The organism is Tolumonas lignilytica, assembly GCF_000527035.1.
Lineage (GTDB): Bacteria > Pseudomonadota > Gammaproteobacteria > Enterobacterales > Aeromonadaceae > Tolumonas > Tolumonas lignilytica.
In genome coordinates, this window is sequence record NZ_AZUK01000001.1 from 57,322 (window position 1) to 82,143 (window position 24,822).

21 protein-coding genes and 1 pseudogene are annotated in these 24,822 nt (G+C 48.1%); 12 read left to right on the top strand and 10 right to left on the bottom strand.

Translation table 11 applies throughout. From position 1 onward, the window contains the following. Positions 1-5: 5 nt before the first annotated feature. The 5 genes from H027_RS0100270 to H027_RS0100290 are packed head-to-tail and all read right to left on the bottom strand — an operon-like array spanning position 6 to position 9,219. A complete protein-coding gene (locus tag H027_RS0100270; protein WP_024870537.1) occupies positions 6-887 on the bottom strand; it encodes a transglutaminase family protein in 882 nt (293 codons plus the stop codon). Beyond that, positions 884-3,451 (bottom strand): circularly permuted type 2 ATP-grasp protein, encoded by a 2,568-nt coding sequence (locus H027_RS0100275; RefSeq protein ID WP_024870538.1) that lies wholly within the window; start codon positions 3,449-3,451, stop codon positions 884-886. Before H027_RS0100275 ends, H027_RS0100270 begins: the two co-directional genes overlap by 4 nt. A 25-nt stretch (positions 3,452-3,476) precedes the next feature. Continuing rightward, positions 3,477-6,821 (bottom strand): transglutaminase family protein, encoded by a 3,345-nt coding sequence (locus H027_RS0100280; protein ID WP_024870539.1) that lies wholly within the window; start codon positions 6,819-6,821, stop codon positions 3,477-3,479. Next, positions 6,818-7,762 (bottom strand): alpha-E domain-containing protein, encoded by a 945-nt coding sequence (locus H027_RS0100285; protein ID WP_024870540.1) that lies wholly within the window; start codon positions 7,760-7,762, stop codon positions 6,818-6,820. The genes H027_RS0100280 and H027_RS0100285 overlap by 4 nt, the downstream gene beginning before the upstream one ends. Positions 7,763-7,764: 2 nt before the next feature. Continuing rightward, positions 7,765-9,219, bottom strand: a complete 1,455-nt coding sequence (locus tag H027_RS0100290) for a circularly permuted type 2 ATP-grasp protein (RefSeq protein ID WP_024870541.1) — start codon at positions 9,217-9,219, stop codon at positions 7,765-7,767. A 441-nt stretch (positions 9,220-9,660) separates the two neighbouring features. Here H027_RS0100290 and H027_RS19085 point away from each other — a divergent pair. The 6 genes and pseudogenes from H027_RS19085 to H027_RS0100320 form a co-directional block, all read left to right on the top strand. Then, positions 9,661-9,903, top strand: a pseudogene (locus H027_RS19085) (VF530 family protein); the annotation flags it as partial. Positions 9,904-10,251: 348 nt separating this feature from the next. Then, a complete protein-coding gene (locus H027_RS0100300; protein ID WP_024870543.1) occupies positions 10,252-10,659 on the top strand; it encodes a cupredoxin domain-containing protein in 408 nt (135 codons plus the stop codon). A 2-nt stretch (positions 10,660-10,661) separates the two neighbouring features. After that, positions 10,662-11,273 carry a LolA family protein gene (locus H027_RS0100305; RefSeq protein WP_024870544.1) on the top strand — a complete coding sequence of 204 codons (612 nt, stop codon included), beginning with the start codon at positions 10,662-10,664 and terminating at the stop codon, positions 11,271-11,273. A gap of 11 nt (positions 11,274-11,284) precedes the next feature. Beyond that, positions 11,285-11,764, top strand: a complete 480-nt coding sequence (locus tag H027_RS0100310) for an SRPBCC family protein (RefSeq protein WP_024870545.1) — start codon at positions 11,285-11,287, stop codon at positions 11,762-11,764. A gap of 16 nt (positions 11,765-11,780) precedes the next feature. Further along, on the top strand, positions 11,781-12,668 hold the full coding sequence (locus H027_RS0100315; protein WP_024870546.1) for an ADP-polyphosphate phosphotransferase: 888 nt from the start codon (positions 11,781-11,783) through the stop codon (positions 12,666-12,668). A 142-nt stretch (positions 12,669-12,810) separates the two neighbouring features. Next, on the top strand, positions 12,811-13,734 hold the full coding sequence (locus H027_RS0100320; protein ID WP_024870547.1) for a LysR family transcriptional regulator: 924 nt from the start codon (positions 12,811-12,813) through the stop codon (positions 13,732-13,734). 36 nt (positions 13,735-13,770) lie between these two features. Here H027_RS0100320 and H027_RS0100325 read toward each other — a convergent pair whose 3' ends face one another. Together H027_RS0100325 and trxC are read right to left on the bottom strand one after the other, a co-directional pair. Then, a complete protein-coding gene (locus tag H027_RS0100325) occupies positions 13,771-14,238 on the bottom strand; it encodes a YhbP family protein (RefSeq protein WP_202593427.1) in 468 nt (155 codons plus the stop codon). After that, positions 14,202-14,657 carry a thioredoxin TrxC gene (gene trxC, locus H027_RS0100330; protein ID WP_024870549.1) on the bottom strand — a complete coding sequence of 152 codons (456 nt, stop codon included), beginning with the start codon at positions 14,655-14,657 and terminating at the stop codon, positions 14,202-14,204. Before trxC ends, H027_RS0100325 begins: the two co-directional genes overlap by 37 nt. A 219-nt stretch (positions 14,658-14,876) precedes the next feature. On the opposite strand from trxC, the gene katG reads away from it, so the two are divergent. From katG to H027_RS0100360, 6 genes are all read left to right on the top strand, one after another. Continuing rightward, positions 14,877-17,051 (top strand): catalase/peroxidase HPI, encoded by a 2,175-nt coding sequence (katG, locus tag H027_RS0100335; protein WP_024870550.1) that lies wholly within the window; start codon positions 14,877-14,879, stop codon positions 17,049-17,051. 75 nt (positions 17,052-17,126) lie between these two features. After that, positions 17,127-18,038 (top strand): LysR family transcriptional regulator, encoded by a 912-nt coding sequence (locus H027_RS0100340; RefSeq protein WP_024870551.1) that lies wholly within the window; start codon positions 17,127-17,129, stop codon positions 18,036-18,038. 109 nt (positions 18,039-18,147) lie between these two features. Beyond that, positions 18,148-18,555 (top strand): DoxX family protein, encoded by a 408-nt coding sequence (locus H027_RS0100345; protein WP_024870552.1) that lies wholly within the window; start codon positions 18,148-18,150, stop codon positions 18,553-18,555. Between the two features lie 11 nt (positions 18,556-18,566). Continuing rightward, positions 18,567-19,526 carry a glutathione S-transferase family protein gene (locus tag H027_RS0100350; protein ID WP_024870553.1) on the top strand — a complete coding sequence of 320 codons (960 nt, stop codon included), beginning with the start codon at positions 18,567-18,569 and terminating at the stop codon, positions 19,524-19,526. A 10-nt stretch (positions 19,527-19,536) separates the two neighbouring features. Continuing rightward, on the top strand, positions 19,537-20,139 hold the full coding sequence (locus H027_RS0100355; RefSeq protein WP_024870554.1) for an alpha/beta hydrolase: 603 nt from the start codon (positions 19,537-19,539) through the stop codon (positions 20,137-20,139). Between the two features lie 113 nt (positions 20,140-20,252). After that, complete coding sequence (locus H027_RS0100360) at positions 20,253-21,284, top strand: LacI family DNA-binding transcriptional regulator (RefSeq protein WP_024870555.1); 1,032 nt, start codon at positions 20,253-20,255, stop codon at positions 21,282-21,284. A 66-nt stretch (positions 21,285-21,350) separates the two neighbouring features. Here the strand turns inward: H027_RS0100360 and H027_RS0100365 are convergent, their stop codons facing one another. From H027_RS0100365 to H027_RS0100375, 3 genes are read right to left on the bottom strand one after another with little or no spacing between them, the layout of a single operon-like run. Continuing rightward, positions 21,351-21,998, bottom strand: coding sequence for a bifunctional 4-hydroxy-2-oxoglutarate aldolase/2-dehydro-3-deoxy-phosphogluconate aldolase (locus H027_RS0100365; RefSeq protein ID WP_024870556.1), 648 nt, complete (start codon positions 21,996-21,998; stop codon positions 21,351-21,353). A gap of 15 nt (positions 21,999-22,013) precedes the next feature. Further along, positions 22,014-23,822, bottom strand: a complete 1,809-nt coding sequence (gene edd / locus H027_RS0100370; protein ID WP_024870557.1) for a phosphogluconate dehydratase — start codon at positions 23,820-23,822, stop codon at positions 22,014-22,016. 20 nt (positions 23,823-23,842) lie between these two features. Next, on the bottom strand, positions 23,843-24,820 hold the full coding sequence (locus H027_RS0100375; protein ID WP_024870558.1) for an NAD(P)-dependent oxidoreductase: 978 nt from the start codon (positions 24,818-24,820) through the stop codon (positions 23,843-23,845). Positions 24,821-24,822: the final 2 nt, after the last annotated feature.

A 24,822-nucleotide genomic window follows, 5' to 3' on the forward strand; every position in this document is an offset into this window, starting at 1 on the left:
ACAGATCAAATCTGTTGCACATCAACGGAGACATACAACGCCAACGTTTTCCCGCCATCAAAAATGACGCCCTGCAGGGGCGTTACATCGGCATAATCGCGTCCCCATGCCGTGACGATGTGTTGTTCACTAGGCATCATATTGTTCGTCGGATCAAACTCAACCCAATCGAAACCCGGTACAAAAACTGAAAACCAGGCATGAGACGCATCTGCACCGATCAGTTTTTCCTGCCCCGGTGGTGGTAGTGTTTCCAGATAACCGCTCATATATCGAGCCGGTAGCCCGACAGAACGAATACAGGCGATCGCAAGATGCGCGAAATCCTGACAAACGCCCCGTTTTTCCGTCAAGACCTGTTCCGGTGGGGTACTGACTGTCGTTGCGACCGGATCAAACGTAAATTCATCAAATATCTTGTTCGTAAAAGCCATTGCAGCCTGTAGAACCGGGACATCATCAGAAAAAATTTCCCGCGCATAAGCAGCCAGCACATTCGAACGTTGAATGAGTGTTGAGTCGAGTACGTACTCTTTGACCATGCGCAGTTCTGGGATTTGCGGATCTGCTAACCACAGACGTAATTCCCCGCATGTCATGGAATACAGATTGTCGGGCTCGGCCCGATCTTTCACGTCGATTTCAAAATCACTTTCCACATCAATCGTCAGTTTTTCGTGTGGTTCTTGAATCGAGAAATAAAACGTCAGATTACCGAAATAATCGACGCCTTCATTTTGATAAACAGGCGTAGGCATGACATGAATTCGACGGCTAAGACAACGCTGATGTTGCGTATCTCGGGGCAACAAGTGCGTCATGTTGTAACACAGGCTGACCGGTTTATTGTATTTATATTCCGTGAGATGACGTACTCGGTATTTCATAAATCCGTCTTCCATTTGGTATTGATTAACGGTTGCGGGCCTGCGGTATGGTCGAAGTATTTATCACTCAGCAGCGCCGTAAATTGTTCAAGCTGATTGATGATTTGCGTCATTAACGTTTCCAGATTTTTACGTTGCTGGGTCTCATCATCCACCAGTGATAACTGCTCCAGATCTGACAGCAAAATATCATTCAGGGATTTAATCAGCAGACGACTTTCCGGTACAACGCCTAAAGTCAGCTGATCTCGCTGAGGCAGTTCGCCGAGATATTTCTGCAGCAGTTCAATCTGATAAATCAGTGAACGCGGATTAGTGCTGTCGAACATTAGCAAGTCGAGACCAAATGCAATATCCATGCGCCCACGGTAGCGACGGCGGAATGAAATCAGTGCTTCAACGCTGAGCAGTACCGATTCCAGGATCTGTTGCTGTTGCATGCTGGCCAATGGTTGTGTGAGCGTATATTTCAGCAATGTAGCGGTCAGACGCGCTCGTTCCGCCCGACGGCCGATTTCCTGAAACATCCAGTCCATGCCGCGTAACATACTTTCATGGTTCAGCCCGGATAATGCCAATAATGAAGTGACCAGACTGTCGAGCGACTCTTCAGGTACAGCAGGTAGGCCCTCTTTATAGGCTTGTTCGACAGCCAGCAGATGATCCCGCAATTCATTGAGAATGATGCGGGTATCGGCAGACAGCATTTCTTTTACCTGTTCGCCACACGACAGCATGCTGTGTAGGTTAAATTTGATCGAGCCAATCCGCTGACTATCATTTACCAGCGCCGCGAGTTCCTGATTCGGGTTTTCTCGTAATTTCTCATTGTCACTGAAACCGGGCAGAGCTCCTGTGAGATAAGACATCGCACTCAGCAGAACTTCACGACTTTCTGGTGGAAAATACTCAACACCGTTGAGTTGTTTAAACAGCGTTCGCATCAGACGCAGGCTCATTTCCGCCCGTTCTGCATAGCGACCAAACCAGAACAGATTTTCAATAACCCGGCTGGGTAAATTGGTACCGAGGGCTTCGTCTCTGGGAATCGCATCGCTGCGTGAGACGTGAGTGGTATCAGGCTGATGATTTAAGACCCATGTGTCTTTGCTGCGAGCCCCTGATAAGTCAGTAACGATCGCTTCTTCTGTCGATTCGGCAACACGGGAAAGACCGCCGGGCATGACGCAATAACCATCCTGACTGGCAACCGTAAACGCTCTAAAAATACAGGGGCGACGCGCCAGATGATCACGCTCCCAGATCGGGACTAATGAACCCGGTATATATTGTTGTGCAACATAAGCGTGCGGATTGGCTGCAATGAGGCGGATTGTTTTTTCCCGCGCAACGCTGTCCAGATTATGACCATAGATGCTTTTGCTGTTAAAACTACGATACGCGGGCTTGATGATAAGATTTTCAATATTATCAAAAACATATTGACGATCAGCCTTGTACCCACACCACCAGGTTTTTACTGTCGGCAAACTCAGTGATTCGCCCATCAGAAATTGACTGATCTCAGGAAGAAACGAGAGCAGTGCAGGAGCTTCCAATACTGCCGAACCTAAGGGATTGGCCAAAACTACATTGCCGTTACGGGCGACTTCGAGCAAGCCGGGAATGCCAAGGCGGGAGTCTGAACGCAACTCAGTCTGATCACAGTAGGCATCATCCATGCGTCGCAGGATCACATCGACCTCGGACAAACCATTCAACGATTTCATCCAGACTCGGCCATTTCGGACGGTTAAATCGCCACCCTGAACCAAAGGGAAACCGAGATAATTGGCAAGATACGCATGTTCAAAATAGGTGCTGCTGTATGCCCCGGGAGTCAGTACCACGATTCTGGGCGTGTCAGTCTTGTGGCTGGCCAGATTGGCCAGCGTATTGCGCAAGGTATGGAAAAATCCAGACAGTCGCCGTACATTGCTTTTGTGGAACAGGGAGGGCAAGACGCGGGAAACAGCAGTCCGGTTTTCCAGCGCATAGCCTGTACCACTGGGGGCCTGCGTCCGATCGCCAATCACAATGAATTGGCCATTCGCCTCCCGAACCATATCGGAGGCATGAAAAATCAGTTGGCGGATACCAGGCAGCTTCATGCCATGACATTGGCGGAGAAAACCGGGGTGCGCGAAAATGATTTCAGAAGGAATGATCCCTTCTTTTAGCAAGCGTTGCGCACCGTAGAGATCTTTGTAAATCAGATCAAACAGCGCGGAACGCTGTGCCAAACCCTGTTCAATAGAAGTCCATTCTGAACCGTCGATCAGACAGGGCACAATATCCAGTGACCAGACGTTTGGGGAGAGTGGATCACTGTTCAAGTTATAGGTTGCACCATCATCTCGCAGTATACGCTGCGCCTGATGATGGCGTTTTTGCATGCCTTCTGTTCCTAAGCCGGCCAGATTGTCGATGACTGGTTGCCAATGCGGACGCGGTGAGTGCGTTAAGTCAAACGCCTCATCATAAGTGTTTTCTGATGGCGAAGAGGCCGTCAGTGGCATCGCCTCAAGCGACGATGCCATCATGTTAGAAACATTAGTCGTCATGTTTTACCAATAACTCAGGTTAAAACTACAGCCTAGTATACTTTCTTCTGAGATCTAAAGTATGCGGGTATTCGGCGCTTGGCTCTTCCACAGGCGGTGCCATGGGGCGTGGCACATTGCCATGTTCATAGAACGTACGCAGTGCACTGAACGCCGGCGGCGGTATCAATATACCCTGTGTAAAACCATGCCCCCAGAACCGGTTAACACGACGGGCTTCCGCTTCATTACTATTTACGGGCAGTGTGGCGTAGTTTCTGCCGCCGGGATGACTGACATGATAGGTACAGCCGCCAATGGAGAGACCATTCCAGGTATCGATCAGATCAAATACCAATGGAGTATCCACGCCGATGGTCGGGTGTAATGCTGATGGTGGAGCCCATGCCCGGTAGCGAACCGAACCAACCATTTCGCCATGACGTCCTGTCGGGGTTAAGGGTACCCGGCGGCCATTGCAAGAGAGAACATGACGTCCGTCGGTCATGCCGGACAGACGGATCTGCAAACGCTCCACGGAAGAGTCAACATACCGGGCCGTACCAGAATGGGTGATTTCCTCACCCAGAACATGCCAGGGTTCGATCGCCCAGCGCAGTTCCAGTTCAATGCCATCAATTTGCTGGCGCCCATAATGTGGAAAGCGGAACTCTTCAAACGGCAGTAACCATTCCAGTTTGAATGGATAGCCATGGCTTTGCAGATCATCAACCACTTCTTTGATGTCTTGCCAGACATAATGCGGCATCATGAATTTATCGTGCAGCAGTGTTCCCCAGCGGATCAGTGGTTTTTTGTAAGGTTCAGCCCAAAAACGAGCCACCAGACAGCGTAGTAACAGCATTTGTACCAGTGACATGCGGGCATGAGGCGGCATTTCAAACCCACGAAACTCCAGCAATCCCTGACGGCCACTACTAGAACCGGCGGCATAGAGCTTATCAATACAGAATTCGGAACGGTGTGTATTCCCAGTGATATCGACCAGCAGATTTCGCATCAACCGATCGACCAGCCAGGGTTGTTCGACAAACCCATCAGGCATGTTGTTGAATGCAATTTCCATTTCATACAACATTTCGTCACGGCCTTCATCGGGGCGCGGTGCCTGACTGGTCGGGCCGACAAACATGCCGGAAAACAGATAGGAAAGCCCCGGATGGTGCTGCCAGTACGTGACCAGACTTCGTAACAAATCAGGACGCCGGAGCAGGGGGCTGTCAGACGGCGTGATACCACCCAGCGTGACATGATTGCCACCACCAGTACCGGTATGTCGGCCATCCAGCATGAATTTTTCTGCACTTAGCCGTGATAAATAGGCCTGCTCATAAAGGGTTTCCGTGTTGAAAACCAGTTCATCCCAGTTTTTTGACGGATGAATATTTACTTCAATGACCCCCGGATCGGGCGTGATGAGAAATTTTTGCAGACGATAGTCTTTCGGCGGCTCATACCCTTCGATCACGACCGGAAGGTTCAGGCTTGCAGCCACACGTTCAATGGCATGAATTAATGCGACATAATTTTCCAGATAGGAAACAGGCGGTAAGAATAAATGCAGTTTGCCATCACGAGGTTCGAGACACAGCGCGGTACGTACTACATTTTTAACGATTTTCAGTGTTGGTTGTTTTTGTGACTGACGAGCTTGCTGCGTGGCCATAGTTGGCGCTTCGGTTGCTATTGAAAACAATGGCAGTGGGTCGCGAGGTTCAAAAGGATCACGATCTACCTCGATTTCTTCCTGTGTGACCGCAGGGAGTGAATTCAGGGGTAAACGATATCCCATCGGGCTATCCCCTGGAACCAAGGTGATCACATCGGCGCGCATTTGCCACAGACTGCTTTGCCATTCCACGCCATTAAATTCAATCGGTAGAATGTAACCAGTGGGCTTATCCAACCCTCTGGTGAGCAATTTCGCCAGTCGTCGACGCTCCAGATCATCTTTCAGATTGGCTTTACGTGGATCAACGTTTTCCGGTAAGGCACGTTCCTGCCACAAATAATACAGCGTATCTTCATAGGCAGGCTGGAGATAATGCTCTGCTAAGCCAAACTGCTGACATAATGCGAGGCCAAATGCTTGGGCCTGCGAAGTTGTCATGCCGTAATCTTTATCCACCCGTGCCAGCAAAGCCGGGTTATGCCAGAGGGGTTCGCCATCGGTCCGCCAGAAACAGCCAAGTGCCCAGCGGGGAACTTCTTCTCCCGGATACCATTTCCCCTGACCATAATGCAGCAGGCCATTACCACCAAATTTCTCTTTCATTCGCAGTAACAGATCTTTGGCCAATCTGAGTTTATCGGCACCCAGTGCTTCCGTATTCCATTGGGCAGAATCCATATCATCGATGGAAACAAATGTTGGCTCGCCGCCCATGGTTAACCGGACATCGCCTTTTTGTAATTCGGCATCGACAGCCCGGCCCAGTGCCTTGATGTTTTGCCATTCATCATCACTGTAAGGCTTGGTGACACGCGGGTCTTCATGAATGCGGGTGACCACATTTGAATAACTGAACTTGCATTCACATTTGTCGGTAAATCCGCTAATTGGTGCAGCAGATATGGGCTCCGCAGTACAAGCCAGAGGGATATGTCCTTCACCAGCAAACAGGCCACTGGTTGGATCAAGCCCAACCCAGCCAGCCCCCGGTAAATAGACTTCACACCAGGCATGTAGATCGGTGAAATCCTGTTCTGGCCCGGACGGGCCATCCAGCGCTTTGACATCTGAACTGAGTTGCACCAGATAACCCGATGCAAACCTTGCCGCCAGCCCCAGATGACGGAAAATCTGCACCATTAACCAGGCGGTATCACGACAGGAACCCTTTTTCAGATTCAGTGTTTCCTGACACGTCTGTATGCCGGGTTCTAGTCGAATGCCGTAACCAATTTCATTGGCCAGACGGCTGTTTAATTGCACCAGAAAGCTGACGATTGGCATTGTGCTGCGATCAATGTCAGACAGCCACTGTGTCAGTTCCGGACAATCTTCCGATATTTTCAAATACGGCGTCAGCTCTTCTTTTAAGGTGCTGTCATAGTCAAATGGAAAAGTTTCGGCATATTTTTCAATGAAGAAATCGAAGGGATTGATGACAGTCATGTCTGCAATGACTTCCACCGCAAATTCGAGCTTCTTCATTTTTTCCGGAAAAACCAGTCGGGCCTGATAGTTACCGTAAGGATCTTGTTGCCAGTTAATAAAATGGTTTTCAGGTGTTACGTTCAGTGAATAAGCATGAATATGCGTACGTGAATGCGGTGCCGGACGCAGACGTAAAATATGCGGTGACACATTGATAAAACGGTCAAATTCATAGGTTGTCTTATGCTGTATTGCAACACGGATCGTCATGCGGCATCTCCCTGCATATACTGAAACCAGTTATCCGTAATTTGATGATGTAACGCGATAATGCTTAATTGAATGTCATTCAGATAACGACTGAATTCCTGATTCAAATCTTCAGAACGCTCGACGCCATGGGTGTTCTGCAACAACATATTGACCTGATGCGCAATCACTTCCGAACGCGGCAACGCACTGGCGGCCAGCTTGATCTGTTCCAGACAAAAAAGTTGTGAGCGAGGGAAGTGCGGATCGGTCAGCAAAAAGGTGGCGGCCATTGCTCCCTTAATGGAACTACGCATGGTGCGACGAAAGCTCAGATAAGCACTTTGTGATTTCAGCACTTTAGACCAGATCACCTGACCTAGTTTCACGCTCTCTTCTTCTCGAGATTGCATCAGCACTGAATTGGCGGCATCCAGAATGCGTGTATTCATATCTGCCCGTTCAAGATAACGTCCGATATTCAGAAAACACCAGCCGGCGCCTCTGTCCATCGAGCCGCTCAGCAGACCTATAATTTTCTGGCAGCCGCCAATGATCGTATTGAGATAAGTGTGTCGTTCGGAGCGATTGATCCCTTGTTTGATATGCTGTTTGGCATACAGATCCAGCTCGTTGATTAGCTCCCACATCTCTCCGGGAACGACATCACGGGTCGTACGTAGATTTTCACGAACCATCTTGAGCGACGATAAAAGAGAACCGGGATTGGTATCATCGGCCAGTAAAAATTTCAGCACATTGCGTTCGTCTTTGACCTTATAGCGTTGTTCAAACAACTCGACACCGCTGTTGATTTCAATCAGGTTGTACCAGGAGATAGCAATTTCACGCGGTAAATCGTAAAGCAAGTCATCATACACGCTGACTAAACGTGCGGTATTTTCAACGCGTTCAAGATAACGGGCACACCAGTAAAGGCGTTCTGCAACTCGTGATAGCATGGCTAAACTCCTTTTGTCTCAACGATCCATGTGTCTTTACTACCGCCACCTTGTGACGAATTGACGACCAGAGATCCTTTTTTCATGGCTACGCGAGTTAATCCGCCTGTCGTAACATAGGTATCTTTACTCTGCAAAATGAAAGGCCGTAAATCCAGATGGCGTGGCTCAAGTGTACCTTTGCCAACCAGTGTCGGGGCCGTGGAGAGTTTTAAAGTTGGTTGTGCGATATAATTCCGAGGGTTGGCCTGAATCAGCTCTGCAAATAACTGCTGATCTTTTTTACTGGAATGCGGGCCAACCAACATGCCATAGCCACCAGATTCATTGGCGGGTTTCACCACCAGTTTATCGAGATTTTGCAGCACATATTCGCGATGGTCATCGCGCTCACACAGATATGTGGTCACATTCGGGAGGATAGGTTCTTCGTCTAAATAGTAGCGAATTAAATCGGGCACATACGCATACACCACTTTATCATCAGCAACTCCGGCGCCGGGTGCATTGGCCAATGCGACATTTCCTGCTTTCCAAGCGCGCATTAAGCCCGGTACACCTAATACTGAATCCGGCTCAAACACTTCCGGATCAAGGTATAAATCGTCAATTCGACGATAAATCACATCAACCCGTTCCGGCCCGTAAATGGTCTTGGTATAGACACAATCATCATTACCGATAAACAGATCGCTGCCTTCCACCAGTTCCACACCCATCTGTTGCGCCAGAAAAGCATGTTCAAAATAAGCCGAATTGTAGATGCCGGGCGTCAGCACCACGATCTCCGGGCGTTCAATTTTTCGCGGAGACAATGCCGCCAGCGTTTCAAATAATTGAGAAGGGTAATCGGCGATGGGTTTGATATCGTCGTTTTCAAACAGTTCTGGTAATACGCGTTTGGTAATGGCCCGGTTTTCCAGCATATACGACACACCGGAAGGAACACGCAGGTTATCTTCTAACACATAAAATTGACCGGTTTCATCACGCACCAAGTCGGTGCCACAAATATGCGCCCACACACCATACGCAGGGGAGACGCCCACACATTCAGGACGGAAATTCTTGGATTTGGTAATGATATATTCAGGGATAATGCCGTCTTTGATGCAATTCTGGTCGTGGTAGAGATCATCGATAAAACGGTTTAATGCTGTGAGGCGTTGTTTCAATCCAGCCTCTGTTACAGCCCACTCTTTGGCTTCAATCGTACGAGGAATAATGTCAAACGGCCAGGTTCTGTCGATATTTCCTTCTTCCGTATAGACGGTAAAACTGATGCCCATTTCCTGTACGGTCGCTTCTGCCGTCAGTCGGCGTTTTTCTAATTCGTCAGCAGAGAGTGAATTGAGATATTTGAGTAGTCGTTGCGCTGGTGGGCGAGGGTTTCCGGATTGATCTATCAACTCATCGTAATACGCATCGGGATCGTAATTTTTTGTTAGTTTATTCATAGGTGTAGCATCCTTTTCAACAACCTAAGTGCCATGCCTTGTTTTTTCTCATGATGCAGTTTTTGGCAATGCAGCACTCTGTTTAGATAAACAAGCAAATCTTATACCTCAAATGGAAAACACTGGAATCGTAAAAAAAATGTCATTTTGAACCGAGAATATGTCGTTTTTAAGTCTGGCAGAGAGCCTCAACTTATTAATACTAGATTGAAAAATCAGATTTTTATAAATACATGCTACATATAAGTGACTCAAAATGGTGCAAAAAGAACAAAGAGACTCGAACTATATTCGCCAGCATAAGTATTATGTTAAAAGGTGTATGTTTATATAATCCCCCGAATATTCACTTTCGGAGAGTATTTCCAAACAGCTCAGCAATGCATACTCATTGGCTGATATAATCCGCTCCCATATTTTCTTTATATTAATGATCAATCAATGAACGATGCTGCCGGTTATAAAAACAACCCGTTACACGGGCTAAGTTTAAAGAATTTACTCACCGAGATAGTGGAGTATTATGGATTTGAAATCCTTTTTGCTTACTTGAATATCAATTGTTTCAAGAATAATCCCAGCGTGGATTCCAGTGTCAAATTCCTCAAAAAAACAGACTGGGCTCGTGAAAAGGTAGAAGCGTTTTACCTATACCAGTTCAAAAGTCTACCCAAGGCTTCTGAAGCGCAATTTCAATTGCCACCCCGAGAACGCATCATCCCTGCCGGAGATGTTCCTGGCTTACCGGCTGAACTCAGTCTGGAAGACGCGATCCGTTTACGTGAAAAACGGGCCCAAAAAGCTGCGTTGCGCAATCAGAATCGCGGAGGCTTTAAACGCGACAATCGCTCATATTCTTACTCAAACAGCTCTGCAGGTGATGATGCAGACCCTTGGGCTAAGTGGCGTAAATAGACGCGATTAAAAAGAGTTTTTGCTACATTGGCGCTTATATTACACGTGCACTATGCTGTATTCATAATACCGCTTTAGCCGGTAGTTCATAGCCTTTAAAGGGTAAAGGTGAATATGATGAAACATTTGCATGTAATAATGTTATTCCTGGCAGGAATGCTGGGATCTGCTGCGCTTAATGCAGAAACGACTCCAACCAATGATGCCAACACTCAAACTGCCGTCATCGTAAATGGTGTCCAACAGGTAAATATGTTGGCTGGTAGTTTTTACTATAAACCGAATCAAGTGACGGTTAAAGTCAACGTCCCCGTTGAGCTCATGATTAAGAAAGAAAGCGGGATGATCCCTCATAATTTCGTCATCGAATCACCAGATGCTGGCGTTGTGGTGAAAGAAGAGCTATCCAGTGATGTCAAAACCATCCGCTTTACACCAACTGCGATTGGCAAAATTCCATTTTATTGCACCCATGGCACACATCGCGACCGGGGAATGGAAGGGGTCATTGATGTCGTGAAATAAAAATGTTGTTAGCACTTTCTTTTGCGGCCGCCATTAGTGGCGTTGCCGCAGATGAATTGTCTTGGGCAATGAATAATTACCGCAAAGTTCAATCTTATGTTGTAACAATTCATTCTTCGGGCAGGAGTGATCGTCAAGACATTCGCTACTCCTTCAAAAAACCCGGCTTCGTACGGATGGATTTTATATATCCCCATAATGGGACGGTGCTTATTTATAACCCCGTTACTGGTCGTGTCAGCGTATGGCCTTTTGGCATACATCATTTTCCTAAATTAAATTTAAGTCCTAATAATTCACTGATCCAGGGATCTGGTGGCCAGCGTATAGATCATTCAGATATTGGTGCTTTATTTGACAATATTCATACTATGGCGCTAAACGGAACAATCGAAAACAGGGCCATTGATTTGGGAAATCTGCATCTCGTTATCACGGGGGCTGATAAAGTGGCTATTGGAACCATTCATCGTTATGAATTGTGGCTTGATCCTGAAAGTGGATTTCCCAGAAAAGTAATTAGCTTTGATCTCCAAAATAGAATTATTGAAACAGTAATGATGGATGTTCCGACTGTGAACATTCTATTACCTGAGGTGTTATTTACCCCATAGTCAGGTACACGATGAAATACCATATTGTGACTATTTGGCTCCTTGAAGCGCCTATTGAAGTTGTCTATGAGACCATTTCTCAATCTATGAATTGGCCACAGTGGTGGGGTAACGTTAAACAAGTTGAGAACCTTGAATCTGGCGATGCCAATGGCATAGGAAACATTCGGCGATATACATGGCAAGGCTTCTTACCTTATCAACTGCGTTTTGATATATGCGTTACTCGTCTTGAACCACTGATCTTTATTGAAGGAATAGCAAGCGGAGACCTGGAAGGCATCGGTTGCTGGTCTTTCAGCTATGATAAAAACATAACTGTTGTCAATTATACCTGGCATGTACATACAACATCTTTCTGGATGAATTTGTTAGAGCTGTTTGCTTATCCTCTTATTAAATGGAATCACAATCTTGTTATGCGCAAAGGTGGAGAAGCACTTGCCCAGAAACTTAATGCACGCCTAGTCTGTGTTACTCATCGCACATAAAAGGAAAGGGATAAATATGAAAATTGATTTAGCTGATTTCCGAGTTAAAGAAGGTGAAAAGGTCAAACTCGACAAGTGGCCTACGTTCGTTAAACCCATTTATCATTCAAAAGAACAATATCACGAGCTGCTCGGTGAACAAGTTACTGAGCTGAGTGCTCAACAACAACTGCTCTACGCCTCTAATCGTCATGCCATCCTGCTTATTTTTCAAGCCATGGATGCTGCCGGAAAAGACGGTGTCATCCGCCATGTGATGTCTGGTATCAATCCGCAGGGGTGTCAGGTATTCAGCTTTAAACATCCCAGTGCGACCGAATTGGAGCATGATTTTCTGTGGCGCACGACGCAGTGTTTACCTGAGCGCGGCCGGATCGGGATCTTTAACCGATCCTATTATGAAGAGGTCTTGATCGTTCGCGTTCACCCCGAGATCCTGCAAAGTCAGGGGGTGCCTGACGGACTCCTAGATGATGAATCCATTTGGCAGCACCGCTACCATTCCATCGTAGAGCAGGAAAAACATCTGTATCGCAACGGGACAAGGGTGATCAAATTTTTCCTGCATCTGTCAAAAGAAGAGCAGCGCAAGCGCTTTCTTGAGCGTATTGATGAACCTGAAAAAAATTGGAAATTCAGTATTTCCGACATTGAAGAAAGACAATTTTGGGATCAATACATGGATGCTTATGAGAAATGTCTGAGTGCAACGAGTACGGAAACGGCCCCCTGGTATGTGGTACCCGCAGATGATAAAGAAAATGCGCGTCTGATCATTTCCCGCGTCATTCTCGAAACATTGAAGAAGCTCGACATGCACTATCCGGAAACTGACGCTGAACGTCATCAGGAATTGCAGGCTATCCGGCAACGCCTGATCAATGAAGATCCTCTCGCCGATTGAGCATTCAAATCCGGTTTCACCTCAATAGTAAAGCGACTGCGCTAATATTGTGTGAAACCGGGAGCTTATTTGAAGCCAGTGAATCGAATTTGTGGCAGCGTTTTGCTAGAGTAAGAAAAAGTTTCTTATATTCCGGGGTGTTATGTTTAACCGTTTGGATTACCTGAAGATATTTTGCGTTGCAGCCCAACACCGCACATTTAAAGAGGCTGCAATCAAATTAAATGTATCCCCCCAACTGGTAACGCGTTGTGTGAAGGAACTGGAAACCGAACTCGGGGAGATTCTGTTCGTCCGCAGCACCCGTAATATCAAAATCACCACATTTGGTGAACAATTTCTTCAAAAAGCACAACAAGCATTGGCCGTCATGGACAATATTTTTGGGAAAAGCGTTGCGGAAAATCTGCCGGTCAAAATCACAGCGCCGCCATCTTTTGCAAAACCACTGCTTATTCCAGTTCTGGCCCGGGTTTCTAAAGAACATCCGGAAATTCAATTTGATTTAAAGTTGTCAAACCAGTTTGCCGATGTGGTAGAAGACAAAATTGACATCGGGATCCGAGCCGGAAATCCGATTACCGATCACCGGTTTATTGCAAGAGCGGTGAATAAACTCAATCATGTTGTGGTTGCTACGCCAGAGTTAATATCCCGTGTTGGTACACCCCAGACGATTGATGATTTGTATCATCTGCCAGTCACAACCATGTTTGATAACAATCGCAATCAACCGTGGGAGTGGTTTTTCAAAGACAAGCTCATTTTCAAACCGGAAACTCCTGTTCTAGTTTCGGATGATGCAGATGCGGAATTTGAAGCCATCCTGAATGGGATCGGCTTCGGTCAAGTCTCTATTTTTATGGCCGCACCTCATATCATGAGCGGTCGGCTGGTACCTGTACTTCAGGACTATGAAGCACGTGATCAATGGGATGTATTTATTTATCGCCCGCAGCGAGGGCCTGTTCCACCGCGTGTTCGTATTGTCTATGACGCGCTGGTCGAGCAGATGCAAGATCCTCACTTTTTCCCAAACGCCGTTCCGGATGTGGTGCATCAGTAGTCGGAATATTGCAGGGTAATTCTTCGAACGGCCTTTTCAGGGCCGTTCCCAGCTGATTTTTTTACCAAAACCCAGACTGTTATTGGTAAATTTCATTTCCTGAATTTCAATCTTCCAGAGTGGTAGAGATTTAATTTTGGCAACTGGAAATCGTTGCGTATAAGTCTGATAGGCTAACTGTCTTTCTACACCATCAGCGAGAAGTGCCATAACACCTTTGTATTGCAATCCTTTTATGGAGAGTATGTTGCTCGGTTGCTCATTGATTGTGCCGGCAACCACAGGGTTTGCTATGGCCAATCGCCCGTGGCGAGTATCGGGATCAGACATCAAATAAAAGCAGACGTCGTCTTTATTAAAGATATAAAAGCTATTGGCAGCCCAGATATCATCTTCTGCAAAACAACAAAACGAAATGACATGATTTTCACTGATGTATTCAGAGATCATATCAAGGTCTGTTTTTTTCATATCTTTAACTGACTCAAATTCTGCTGCAGCCACTGCTGAAACTGGCTTTTTGGCAAGGCGCCAGATAATCGGGTTATTTCCCTCCCTTGATAAAAGATGGCAAGAGTGGGAATGGAACGGATCTGGTAACGCGCCGCCGTTTGCTGATGTTCCTGCGTATCTAATTTGATGAAATAGGCTTGTGTGCCCATTTCTGCAGCCACTTGGTTATAAACCGGTGCAAATTGCTGGCAAGGGCCACACCACGGTGCCCAAAAATCAACCACTACCGGTAATTCATTTTTCTCGATAAATCGCTGGAAATTATTGTCATGGGCAATAATGGGTTTGCCAGCAATGACCGGGCTCCGACATTTTCCACAGAGTGGATGTTCCGCCAGTTTTTGCATCGGAACCCGATTGATAACACCACAGTGGGGGCAGACAAGCTGCAATGAAGTTAACGTCGTCATCTGTCATTCTCTCTATATGAGTCATGATGAATATATGGACATAATTATGATGTTTTTCAAGAATGCTATAATCAATGCATCTTAAATTTTGTATCTCATTAATCTTGGCTACTGCTTCACGCTAGATCAAATGAACATGCATAAGCTACCACGTTACATCTTCCAACTATCTGATAGTAAAGAGTTACTGTAGTTCATAATGCAACATTGGAGAACAAAATGGATAAGAATAAAGATGCATCCACCGGAAAATGTCCATTTGCGCATGGTGGTGCCACATCAGCCAGCATGTCTAATACAGATTGGTGGCCCAAATCACTCAACCTCGATATTTTGCATCAACACGACACTAAGACCAACCCGATGGGCAACGCCTTCAACTATCGGGAAGAAGTCAAAAAACTGGATGTGGCCGCGCTCAAGGCAGATCTCAAAGCATTAATGACCGACAGTCAGACCTGGTGGCCTGCAGATTGGGGGCACTATGGCGGTCTGATGATCCGGATGGCCTGGCACTCTGCAGGAACCTATCGTATTGCAGATGGACGAGGCGGGGCCGGAACAGGAAATCAACGATTTGCCCCTCTGAATTCGTGGCCGGATAACGCCAATCTGGATAAGGCTCGCCGTCTGTTGTGGCCAATTAAGAAAAAATACGGCAATAAACTGAGCTGGGCTGATCTCATCATTTTGGCTGGTAACATGGCTTATGAATCAATGGGGTTGAAGACGTTTGGTTTTGCCTTTGGCCGCGAAGATATTTGGCATCCTGAAAAAGATATTTACTGGGGATCAGAAAAAGAGTGGCTGGCACCCAGTGGCGGCGCCGGAAGCCGCTATTCCGGCGAGCGGGATCTGGAAAACCCGTTGGCTGCCGTGATGATGGGGCTGATTTATGTCAATCCAGAAGGGGTAGATGGTAAACCTGACCCACTCAAAACAGCGAAAGACATGCGGGTCACATTCTCCCGCATGGCCATGAATGACGAGGAAACCGTGGCACTCACAGCCGGAGGGCATACCGTCGGTAAAGCTCACGGCAATGGTAATGCCGCCAATCTGGGACCGGCACCGGAAGGCGCCGGATTGGAAGAACAAGGGCTGGGTTGGAATAACCATGTGACCCGGGGAGTAGGGCGCGATACGGTAACAAGTGGTATCGAAGGGGCTTGGACAACACACCCGACACAATGGGACAACGGTTATTTTGAAATGCTGTTCGGCAATGACTGGTGGTTGCAGAAATCGCCGGCAGGTGCCTGGCAATGGGAGCCGGTCAATATCAAAGAAGAGAATATGCCGGCCGATGTTGAAGACACATCCTTTCATCATAAACCCATCATGACCGATGCCGACATGGCATTGCGACTCGACCCGGAATTTAGAAAATACGCAGAGCGTTTCCGCAACGATCCCGCCTATTTCTCTGAAACCTTCGCGCGGGCCTGGTTCAAACTGACTCATCGCGACATGGGCCCGAAATCTCGCTACATCGGCCCTGACGTGCCGAAAGAAGATCTGATCTGGCAAGATCCGATTCCAGTCTGCTGTAAAGACTACGATATTGCCGCTGTTAAGGAAAAAATCGCCGCCAGCGGGCTCAGTATCAGCGACATGGTCACGACCGCTTGGGATAGCGCCCGCACATTCCGAGGCTCAGATAAACGTGGCGGCGCCAATGGTGCTCGAATCCGCATGATGCCGCAAAAGGCTTGGGAAGGTAACGAACCAACGCGATTATCCCGCGTGCTGACGGTGCTGGAAAATATCGCCATAGACTGCGATGCCAGTGTGGCCGATGTGATTGTGTTAGCCGGTAATGTGGGGGTTGAACAAGCGGCCAAGGCTGCAGGTTTTGATATCACGGTGCCGTTCATGCCGGGTCGTGGTGATGCCACACAGGAACAAACCGACATCGCATCATTCGATGTACTTGAACCATTGGCTGACGGTTTCCGCAACTGGCAAAAGAAAGATTATGTTGTCAGTGCGGAAGAGATGTTGCTGGATCGCGCGCAGTTGATGCGTTTGACTGCCAATGAGATGACGGTGCTGATTGGCGGTATGCGTGTCATGGGTACCAACTATGGTAATACACTGCATGGTGTATTCACCAATAGAGTGGGCGCGCTGACGAATGATTTCTTCGTCAATTTGACTGACATGGCTTACGTCTGGAAACCCGCCGGTAAAAACCTGTATGAGATCTGCGATCGTCAATCTGGCGTAGTGAAATGGACCGCCACCCGTGTCGATCTCGTCTTTGGCTCCAACTCCATTCTGCGTGCCTATGCCGAAGTTTACGCACAGGATGATAATGTCGAGAAATTTGTGCAGGATTTTGTGGCTGCCTGGACAAAAGTGATGAATGCCGATCGGTTTGATTTGGTTTAAATTAATAATAAGTGCCGGTCCGAACAGTCTGTCAGGCTGTTCGGATTTTTTATGCCGTTTTGCGAGGAGAACAGATTGGAACGACTGGAATGTGACCGGATGTTTGTTGCTGTCATGGAAGCAGGAAGTTTCGCGGGAGCGGCCCAGCGACTCACAACAAGCAACGGTCAGGCGTCAAAACTGATTTCCCGTCTGGAACAGGAATTGGGCGTACAGTTATTTAAGCGCAGCACCCGGGCACTGGTCGCCACAGAAATCGGCCGAGCTTATTACGAGCGGGTCAAAAAACTGCTCGATGGCTATGACTCCCTGAATGATGATATCCGCAATACGTCGGATTCCCCATCCGGTAAAGTCCGGATTTCAGCGCCGGTCACTTTTGGTTCGATGCAACTGGCAACCCATTTGATCGCTTTTGCGCAACGCTACCCTCAGATTGAGCTGGATGTCAGCTTTTCTGATCGACTGGTGAATGTGGTCGATGACGGATTTGATCTCGCACTTCGCATTGGTAATCTGACCGACAGTAGCCTGCTTGCCCGAAAATTATGCGATATTCAGGTCATTCATGTTGCCTCCCCAGGCTATTTACAGACCCATGGCGCTCCGATGCATTGGCATGAATTGTCGCAACACGAATGTATTCTCGATACCAACTTTCGTGATCCGTATTGCTGGCCATTTCTTGATCAGAATAACGACATTGATGAGTATCCCGTCAATGGCCGTCTGAAATTTTCCAATGCGGAAGTCTGTCTTAAAGCTGCTTGTGCTGGATTGGGGATCGCACGATTACCGACATTTGTCGCTGCCGATGCGATAAGAACAAAAGACGTCGTTCCTGTATTGGCGACATTTGCTCTGCCCACATTAGGGCTCTACGCCCTGTATCCGCCAGCCAAGCATCTCGCCAGAAAATCACGTGTGGTGATCGATTTTCTTGTGGACGCATTATCAGGCAAACCAACATGGGATCAGGGCTGGTGATTATTTCCAAAATGGAAATAAATATCCGCATTTTGAGGGGATAATTCTTCTTACAGAGTTGAGCTACATTTACTCTCGTCAACACTTACTTGTTTGCGAGGGAAACATCATGAATGAAGACCGTAACACTGCTTATGCAGCACTGCTTCTGCGTCTTGTACTGGGCGGCCTGTTTTTAGCCCATTTTAGTCTGAAATTTTTTGTATTTACGCCTGCCGGCACTGCCCATTTTTTCACATCACTCGGCTTACCCGGCTGGATGGCCTATCTGACCATGACTGCTGAGTTCTTTGGCGGCATCGCACTGATCCTGGGGGTTTATGCCCGCTTAGTTGCCGTTGCTTTGACCCCAATTTTGCTGGGTGCCATTGTGACCGTGCATGCTCACGCCGGTTTCTTTTTCACCAATCCGAATGGTGGCTGGGAATTTCCTGCACTCTGGATCGTAGGGTTGCTGGTTCTGGCACTGATTGGTGATGGTAAATTTGCGCTGAAACCAACATTACAGAACAAATAGGCAGGCCTGCTATGTTAGTGAATGGAACATGGACTGCAGATTGGCATCCGGTGCAGGCATCGGATGCCAAAGGGGGATTTGTCCGTCAAATTTCAGGATTCCGTCACTGGATAACACCGGACGGTTCCGCAGGTGTAACCGGTGAGGGTGGCTTTAAAGCTGAAGCCGATCGTTATCATCTGTACGTTGCGTTGATTTGTCCGTGGGCATCGCGAACATTGATCGCCAGAAAATTAAAAGGGCTGGAATCGGTGATCAGCGTCTCTGTTGTTGAGCCGTGGTTGTTAGAGCAAGGCTGGCATTTTGGCGATTATCCCGGTGCAGATCATGATGACATCAATGAGGTTGAATGGCTGCATCAACTCTATACGCTCGCTGACACACACTATACTGGGCGGGCAACAGTGCCAGTATTGTGGGATAAAAAGCTGAAAACCATCGTGAATAATGAATCAGCAGATATCATCCGCATGTTAAACAGTGGTTTCGGTTCTTTAGCTTCAGCGGCAATGGATCTTTATCCGCCAGAGTTCAGCAAAGAAATCGATCAGCTCAATGAAGAAATATATCCAACACTCAACAACGGTGTTTATCGGGCGGGCTTTGCCACAACACAAATCAGCTATGAAGAAGCCTATCACGATGTATTCACCATGTTGCAGGCTTTGGAAACCCGTCTCAGTGATGGTCGTCCGTTTCTGGTTGGTGCTCAATTTACCGAAGTCGATATCCGGTTGTTTGTCACGCTGATTCGGTTTGATACCGCTTACCATGGTTTGTTTAAGTGTAATTTTCGTCAGTTAAGAGACTATTCGCAGCTGAATCGTTATGTAAAACGCATTCTGGATATTCCCGGAATACGGGATACCGTAAATCTTGATCATATCAAGCAGGGTTACTATTCAATTAAAGCATTGAATCCGAATGGGATTGCGCCTGTTGGCCCAGATATGAGCGATTATGGATTTTAGGAGAGCCGCCATGCCCAAAAAAGCAGTCATCTTATTACACGGTGTGGGAAGCAACGACGCTGATTTGCAGCCCTTGGCCCAATTCTGGCGCCAAAATAATCCGGATATCACCTTTATTACCACCAATGCTCCGTTCCCGTTTGATCAAGGGATCGGCTATCAATGGTTTAGCATTGCCGGTGTAACAGAACAATCTCGTCCGGCCCGCATTGTTGCCGCCAGAGTGCAATTTGACCGTACAATCAACGATCTGTTGAATCAACAAGGTATGAGTTTGCAATCTGACAGCATCATGCTGGCAGGATTTTCACAGGGCGCGATCATGGCTCTGGATGCATTGGTAACACAACGATTTCCCTTAGCGGGAGTTATTTCGTTCTCTGGCCGATTGGCGTCACCGGAACCTTTTGTTCAGGGGCATGGCTTGAAAGCTTTGTTGATCCATGGAAAAAGTGATCCCGTGATTCCCTATACTGAAAGTGAAAATGCCGCTACTAAACTCCGTTCTGCTGGTTTCAATATCCAAAGCCTTTATGAAACGGGGAGTGGCCATACGATCACAACCGCAGGTGCAATCGCCGCTGCAGAATTCATTACTGCGTGTATGAATTAGTTGAAGCATGATTTAGTTATCAGCGAACCATGAGCCCGAATCGTTATCTTGCCGATTTTTCAGGTAAAATAGCCGAATACTGACATCAATGATGTTAAGACCGGGAGCTGTGAGTGAGCGAACCAACTAATCGTAAACGTTCTTATGCCACTATTCGGGATGTTGCTGCCAGAGCAAAAGCGGGAAAAACCAGTATTTCACGTTATCTGAACGGTGAGTTTCATCTTTTATCTGATGATTTGCGTCAGCGTATTGAAAGTGCCATACAAGAGCTGGAATACCGCCCCAACCAAATGGCCCGCAGCCTGAAATATGGCCGCACGCGACTGATTGGTTTAATCATCGCCGATATCAGTAACCCGTTTTCCGTTGAAGTATTAAAAGGCGTCGAAGCCGAGTCGATCAAACAAGGCTTCATGACGGTGGTCTGTAACGCGCGCAACAGCATTGAGTTGGAATGCGAGTTTCTGAATTTACTGAATGGCTACCGCGTCGACGGGCTCATCATCAATTCAGCCGGCATCAACGAACATTTTCTGCAGTCGCTGAAAGCCACCACACTACCGTTTGTGTTGCTCGATCGAAAAATCGACGACTTCCCCTGCGACATGGTTGGGTTGGACAATTCTCAAGCAGCCACACTGGCAACACATCATCTGATCGAACAAGGCTTTGAAGCTTTGCTGTTTCTGACTGAACCGGTGCGCTATATCAGTGCTCGACAAGAGCGTTTACAGACGTTCCGGCAGGTGTTGACGCAGCATCCACATATCAAGGGTGAAAATCATGAAATTGTGTTACCCGCACCGGATGAGATTGATCGCCTGATTACAGCATTCTGCGCAAATCATCGGGGAATGCGCAAGGCAGTGATTGCAGCCAACGGCGTGCTGACATTACAGATAGCACAGGCGTTGAATCGCCTGGGGTTGAACTGGGGTTCTGACATCGGCTTTTTAAGCTTTGACAATCTGGAATGGGCCGCTCTGGCAGGTAAGGGGATCACGTCGGTTTCGCAACCCACCGCCGATATGGGGCGCAAAGCCGTTACATGCTTGCTGGATAAACTGGATAAGCCGGATCACCCGCCGGCGCAATATCTGTTTAACGGTGACCTGATTATTCGCGGTTCAACCACGTTGTAACGTGGTTGATGATCTCCGACAAATTTAAAGGATTGCCGGAGATCAATCTGACATATACCGGAGTATTTAACCTCGTAGCGATTTCACCAGCGCAACCGCCTCCTGCGATAATTTTGTCACGCGCTGCCAGTCACCGGCTTTCAAGGCATCCCCCGGTAACATCCATGACCCGCCAACCGTAGCAACACAAGGTAATGCCAGATAGTCATGCACATTTTTCGGACTGATGCCACCTGTTGGACAAAACTGGATCTGCGGCAACGGTGCCGAAATAGCTTTCAGTGCCGGAGCACCACCATTGGCTTCTGCCGGGAAAAATTTCAGATGATCATAGCCCAGACTGTAAGCGGTCATGATTTCACTGGGGGTAGCGACACCCGGAATAAGCGGAACAGCTCTCTGGCAAGCATGTGTTAATAATTCAGTGGTAAACCCCGGTGAAATAACAAACTGCGCACCGGCTTCAACCGCAGCATCATATTGCTGCGGATTCAATACTGTACCTGCACCAACCAAAGCATCTGGCAAGGCTTCGCGGATCGCCGCAATGGCCTGTAATGCCGCCGGTGTGCGCAGCGTCACCTCATAAACGGTAATCCCGCCAGCAGCCAGAGCTTGGGTCATCGGCACAGCCTGCTCTAAATCCTCAATGACCATAACCGGCACTAATGGCGAGGCAGCAAATATCGCCGCCGGAGATAATGTCCAATTCATTTTATTTCCTCTTAATTAATCGGTGGCATCAGTGAACAAGACACAGGCACCCTGTTCGGCACTGGAAACGTTCTGACGGAAAAGCGAAAAATATTCGCGGCCCATACCGCAGTGCTGGCTTTGTAAATCAGGCTTTGCTGTGGCGCGCGAACTGATATCGGTTAAGACGTTTAGCAGACCTTCAACAGCATCCAGCCGAATGCGATCACCTGTTTTCAGATGCGCCAGCGGTCCGCCTTTGGCGGCTTCCGGGGTGACGTGAATGGCGGCTGGAATTTTCCCGGAAGCGCCGGATAAACGACCATCGGTGACAAGCGCAACCTGATAGCCAGCTTTCTGAATATTGCCAAGGATCGGCATTAACTTGTGCAATTCCGGCATCCCATTCGCGGCGGGGCCACTGAAACGCACGACAATGATGGCATCACGATTCAGTTGACCCGCTTTATAGGCGATTTCAACATCATGTTGAGAATCAAAAATCAGCGCATCGGCTTCCACCACCTGATGTTCTGGGGCGACCGCACTAACTTTAATGACCGCGCGCCCCAAATTGCCGGAGAGCAGTTTCAGTCCACCGGAAACATGAAATACCTGAGGGGAAGCGGCGATGACATCCGGTAATTTTGATTCGCCCACTTCCTGCCAGTAGAGCTTGCCGTTGTCCAAAAACGGCTGATGGAAATGAGCACTGAAATCACCGCTGAATGTTTGTGCATCGGTATTCAGCAATCCGCGCGCCGCCAGTTTCTTCAGCAGTAACGGCACGCCGCCAGCTTGATGGAAGGCGTTGATATCTGCCGGGCCATTCGGATAAACCCGCGCCAGCAGCGGCACCACGTCAGAAAGATCACTGAAGTCATCCCATGTCAGCAACAAACCGGCCGCACGGGCTACCGCAACCATATGCAGAGTGTGATTGGTGCTGCCCCCGGAGGCCAGTAGTGCGACCAAACCGTTCACCAGCGATTTTTCATCCACGAGTTGCCACAATGGACGGTATTGCGTACTGCCAGTGGTTTGCGAGGTAATCAGCGTTGCCGCTTTTCCTGTCAATGCCTGCCGCAGCGGATCATCCGGATGCACAAATGCCGAACCAGGCAACATCAGCCCCATGGCTTCAAACACCAACTGATTCGTATTGGCTGTACCGTAAAACGTGCAAGTACCGTGACTGTGATAAGCCTGATTTTCCATCTGCAGCAAGGCATCACGTCCCAGTTGTCCGGCCGCGTATTGCTGTCGGATCAGCACTTTTTCATCGTTGTTGATACCGGTGCTCATCGGGCCAGCCGGAATAAATGCCGTCGGCAGATGACCAAAGGCGAGGGCGCCCATCAGTTGCCCGGGGGCAATTTTATCGCAGATCCCCAGTAACAATGTGGCATCGAACGCATTGTGACTGAGTGACACGGCAGTCGCCTGAGCGATGACGTCGCGGGAAAACAGAGACAGATCCATCCCGGCTTGCCCTTGTGTGACACCATCGCACATGGCCGGAACACCGCCGGCAACCTGAGCGGAATGCCCCAGCGCGCTGACCACCGTTTTGATCTGTGCCGGATAATCAGCATAAGGCTGGTGCGCACTCAGCATGTCGTTATAGGCGGTCACAATTGCGACATTACACCGCGTCATATCCAGCAGGGATAATTTTTGTGCCTGCGGACAAGCCGCCACCACATGAGCCAGATTACCGCAGGCCAGTTGTGCCCGCGGTCTGCCCTGAGCGGCTTGTTGCTGCATGAGTTCAAGATATTGCTGACGGGTTACTTCACTGCGCTGACGAATACGTTCAGTGACTTGCCGAACTACAGAATGCATATTGCTGATCCTTCTTCTCATCAACGACGTCGAGCCATCGGATTCACACAATTCACCGAAACATCGTTACTGAGTGCGGCGATCAAATTATCGACCGCACAGCGCACCATCGCATAACGGGTTTCGTGCGTGGCAGAACCGATATGCGGCAAAGCCACGACATTCGGTAGTGACAACAGTGGTGAATCTGCCGGTAACGGTTCATTCTCAAACACATCAAGACCGGCACCACGGATCACACCTTGCTGTAAAACTTCGATCAGTGCGATCTCGTCGACAATCTTGCCGCGGGAACCATTGATTAAAAAAGCGCTGGGTTTCATTTTTTGCAGTTGAGCTTTACCGATAAATTTTTCCGTTTCCGGCAGTAACGGCAGCACAACACAGACAAAATCAGCCTGAGTCAGTACTTCATCCAGCTCACAACGGCGGGCTTTGAAATCCTGTTCGGCCATTGGATTGGCCACATCGTTGTAATACAGCACGGACATACCAAAACCGGCATACGCGCGTTTGGCTACGGCATAACCAATGCGGCCCATGCCAAGAATACCGATGGTTTTACCGTTAACGTCAGAACCATAACAGTCGACACCAATACTGCGGGTCCAGCGGCCTTGTTTCACCATCTCGGCCATTTCAACCACCCGGCGGGCACTATTCAGGATCAATGTAAAAATCGTGTCGGCGGTCGTTTCAGTCAGAACACTTGGTGTGTGCATCAGGTGAATACCTCTAGCGGTGAGTTCCGGCACATTGAATTGATCCACCCCGACAGAAATGGTCGATACTGCACGCAGTATCGGAGCAGCTTCAAGATAATCAGCTGTGATGGGGCAACTTGCCCCAATCAAGCCTTCTGCATTTTGCAACGCACCGAAAAAATCAGCGCGGTTGGCATCCGTAATGCCGTCGAAGAAAGCCACATTGAAGTGGCTTTGCAAACGTTCCAATTGATCAGCAGGAATGTTTTTATACAGAACTACATTTGGTTTCATAA

Excerpts from the sequence above, each read along its gene's own strand:
- H027_RS0100270 (WP_024870537.1), bottom strand. The coding sequence starts at position 887 with ATGAAATACCGAGTACGTCATCTCACGGAATATAAATACAATAAACCG.
- H027_RS0100275 (WP_024870538.1), bottom strand. The coding sequence starts at position 3,451 with ATGACGACTAATGTTTCTAACATGATGGCATCGTCGCTTGAGGCGATG.
- H027_RS0100280 (WP_024870539.1), bottom strand. The coding sequence starts at position 6,821 with ATGACGATCCGTGTTGCAATACAGCATAAGACAACCTATGAATTTGAC.
- H027_RS0100285 (WP_024870540.1), bottom strand. The coding sequence starts at position 7,762 with ATGCTATCACGAGTTGCAGAACGCCTTTACTGGTGTGCCCGTTATCTT.
- H027_RS0100290 (WP_024870541.1), bottom strand. The coding sequence starts at position 9,219 with ATGAATAAACTAACAAAAAATTACGATCCCGATGCGTATTACGATGAG.
- H027_RS0100300 (WP_024870543.1), top strand. The coding sequence starts at position 10,252 with ATGAAACATTTGCATGTAATAATGTTATTCCTGGCAGGAATGCTGGGA.
- H027_RS0100305 (WP_024870544.1), top strand. The coding sequence starts at position 10,662 with ATGTTGTTAGCACTTTCTTTTGCGGCCGCCATTAGTGGCGTTGCCGCA.
- H027_RS0100310 (WP_024870545.1), top strand. The coding sequence starts at position 11,285 with ATGAAATACCATATTGTGACTATTTGGCTCCTTGAAGCGCCTATTGAA.
- H027_RS0100315 (WP_024870546.1), top strand. The coding sequence starts at position 11,781 with ATGAAAATTGATTTAGCTGATTTCCGAGTTAAAGAAGGTGAAAAGGTC.
- H027_RS0100320 (WP_024870547.1), top strand. The coding sequence starts at position 12,811 with ATGTTTAACCGTTTGGATTACCTGAAGATATTTTGCGTTGCAGCCCAA.
- trxC (WP_024870549.1), bottom strand. The coding sequence starts at position 14,657 with ATGACGACGTTAACTTCATTGCAGCTTGTCTGCCCCCACTGTGGTGTT.
- katG (WP_024870550.1), top strand. The coding sequence starts at position 14,877 with ATGGATAAGAATAAAGATGCATCCACCGGAAAATGTCCATTTGCGCAT.
- H027_RS0100345 (WP_024870552.1), top strand. The coding sequence starts at position 18,148 with ATGAATGAAGACCGTAACACTGCTTATGCAGCACTGCTTCTGCGTCTT.
- H027_RS0100350 (WP_024870553.1), top strand. The coding sequence starts at position 18,567 with ATGTTAGTGAATGGAACATGGACTGCAGATTGGCATCCGGTGCAGGCA.
- H027_RS0100355 (WP_024870554.1), top strand. The coding sequence starts at position 19,537 with ATGCCCAAAAAAGCAGTCATCTTATTACACGGTGTGGGAAGCAACGAC.
- H027_RS0100365 (WP_024870556.1), bottom strand. The coding sequence starts at position 21,998 with ATGAATTGGACATTATCTCCGGCGGCGATATTTGCTGCCTCGCCATTA.
- edd (WP_024870557.1), bottom strand. The coding sequence starts at position 23,822 with ATGCATTCTGTAGTTCGGCAAGTCACTGAACGTATTCGTCAGCGCAGT.
- H027_RS0100375 (WP_024870558.1), bottom strand. The coding sequence starts at position 24,820 with ATGAAACCAAATGTAGTTCTGTATAAAAACATTCCTGCTGATCAATTG.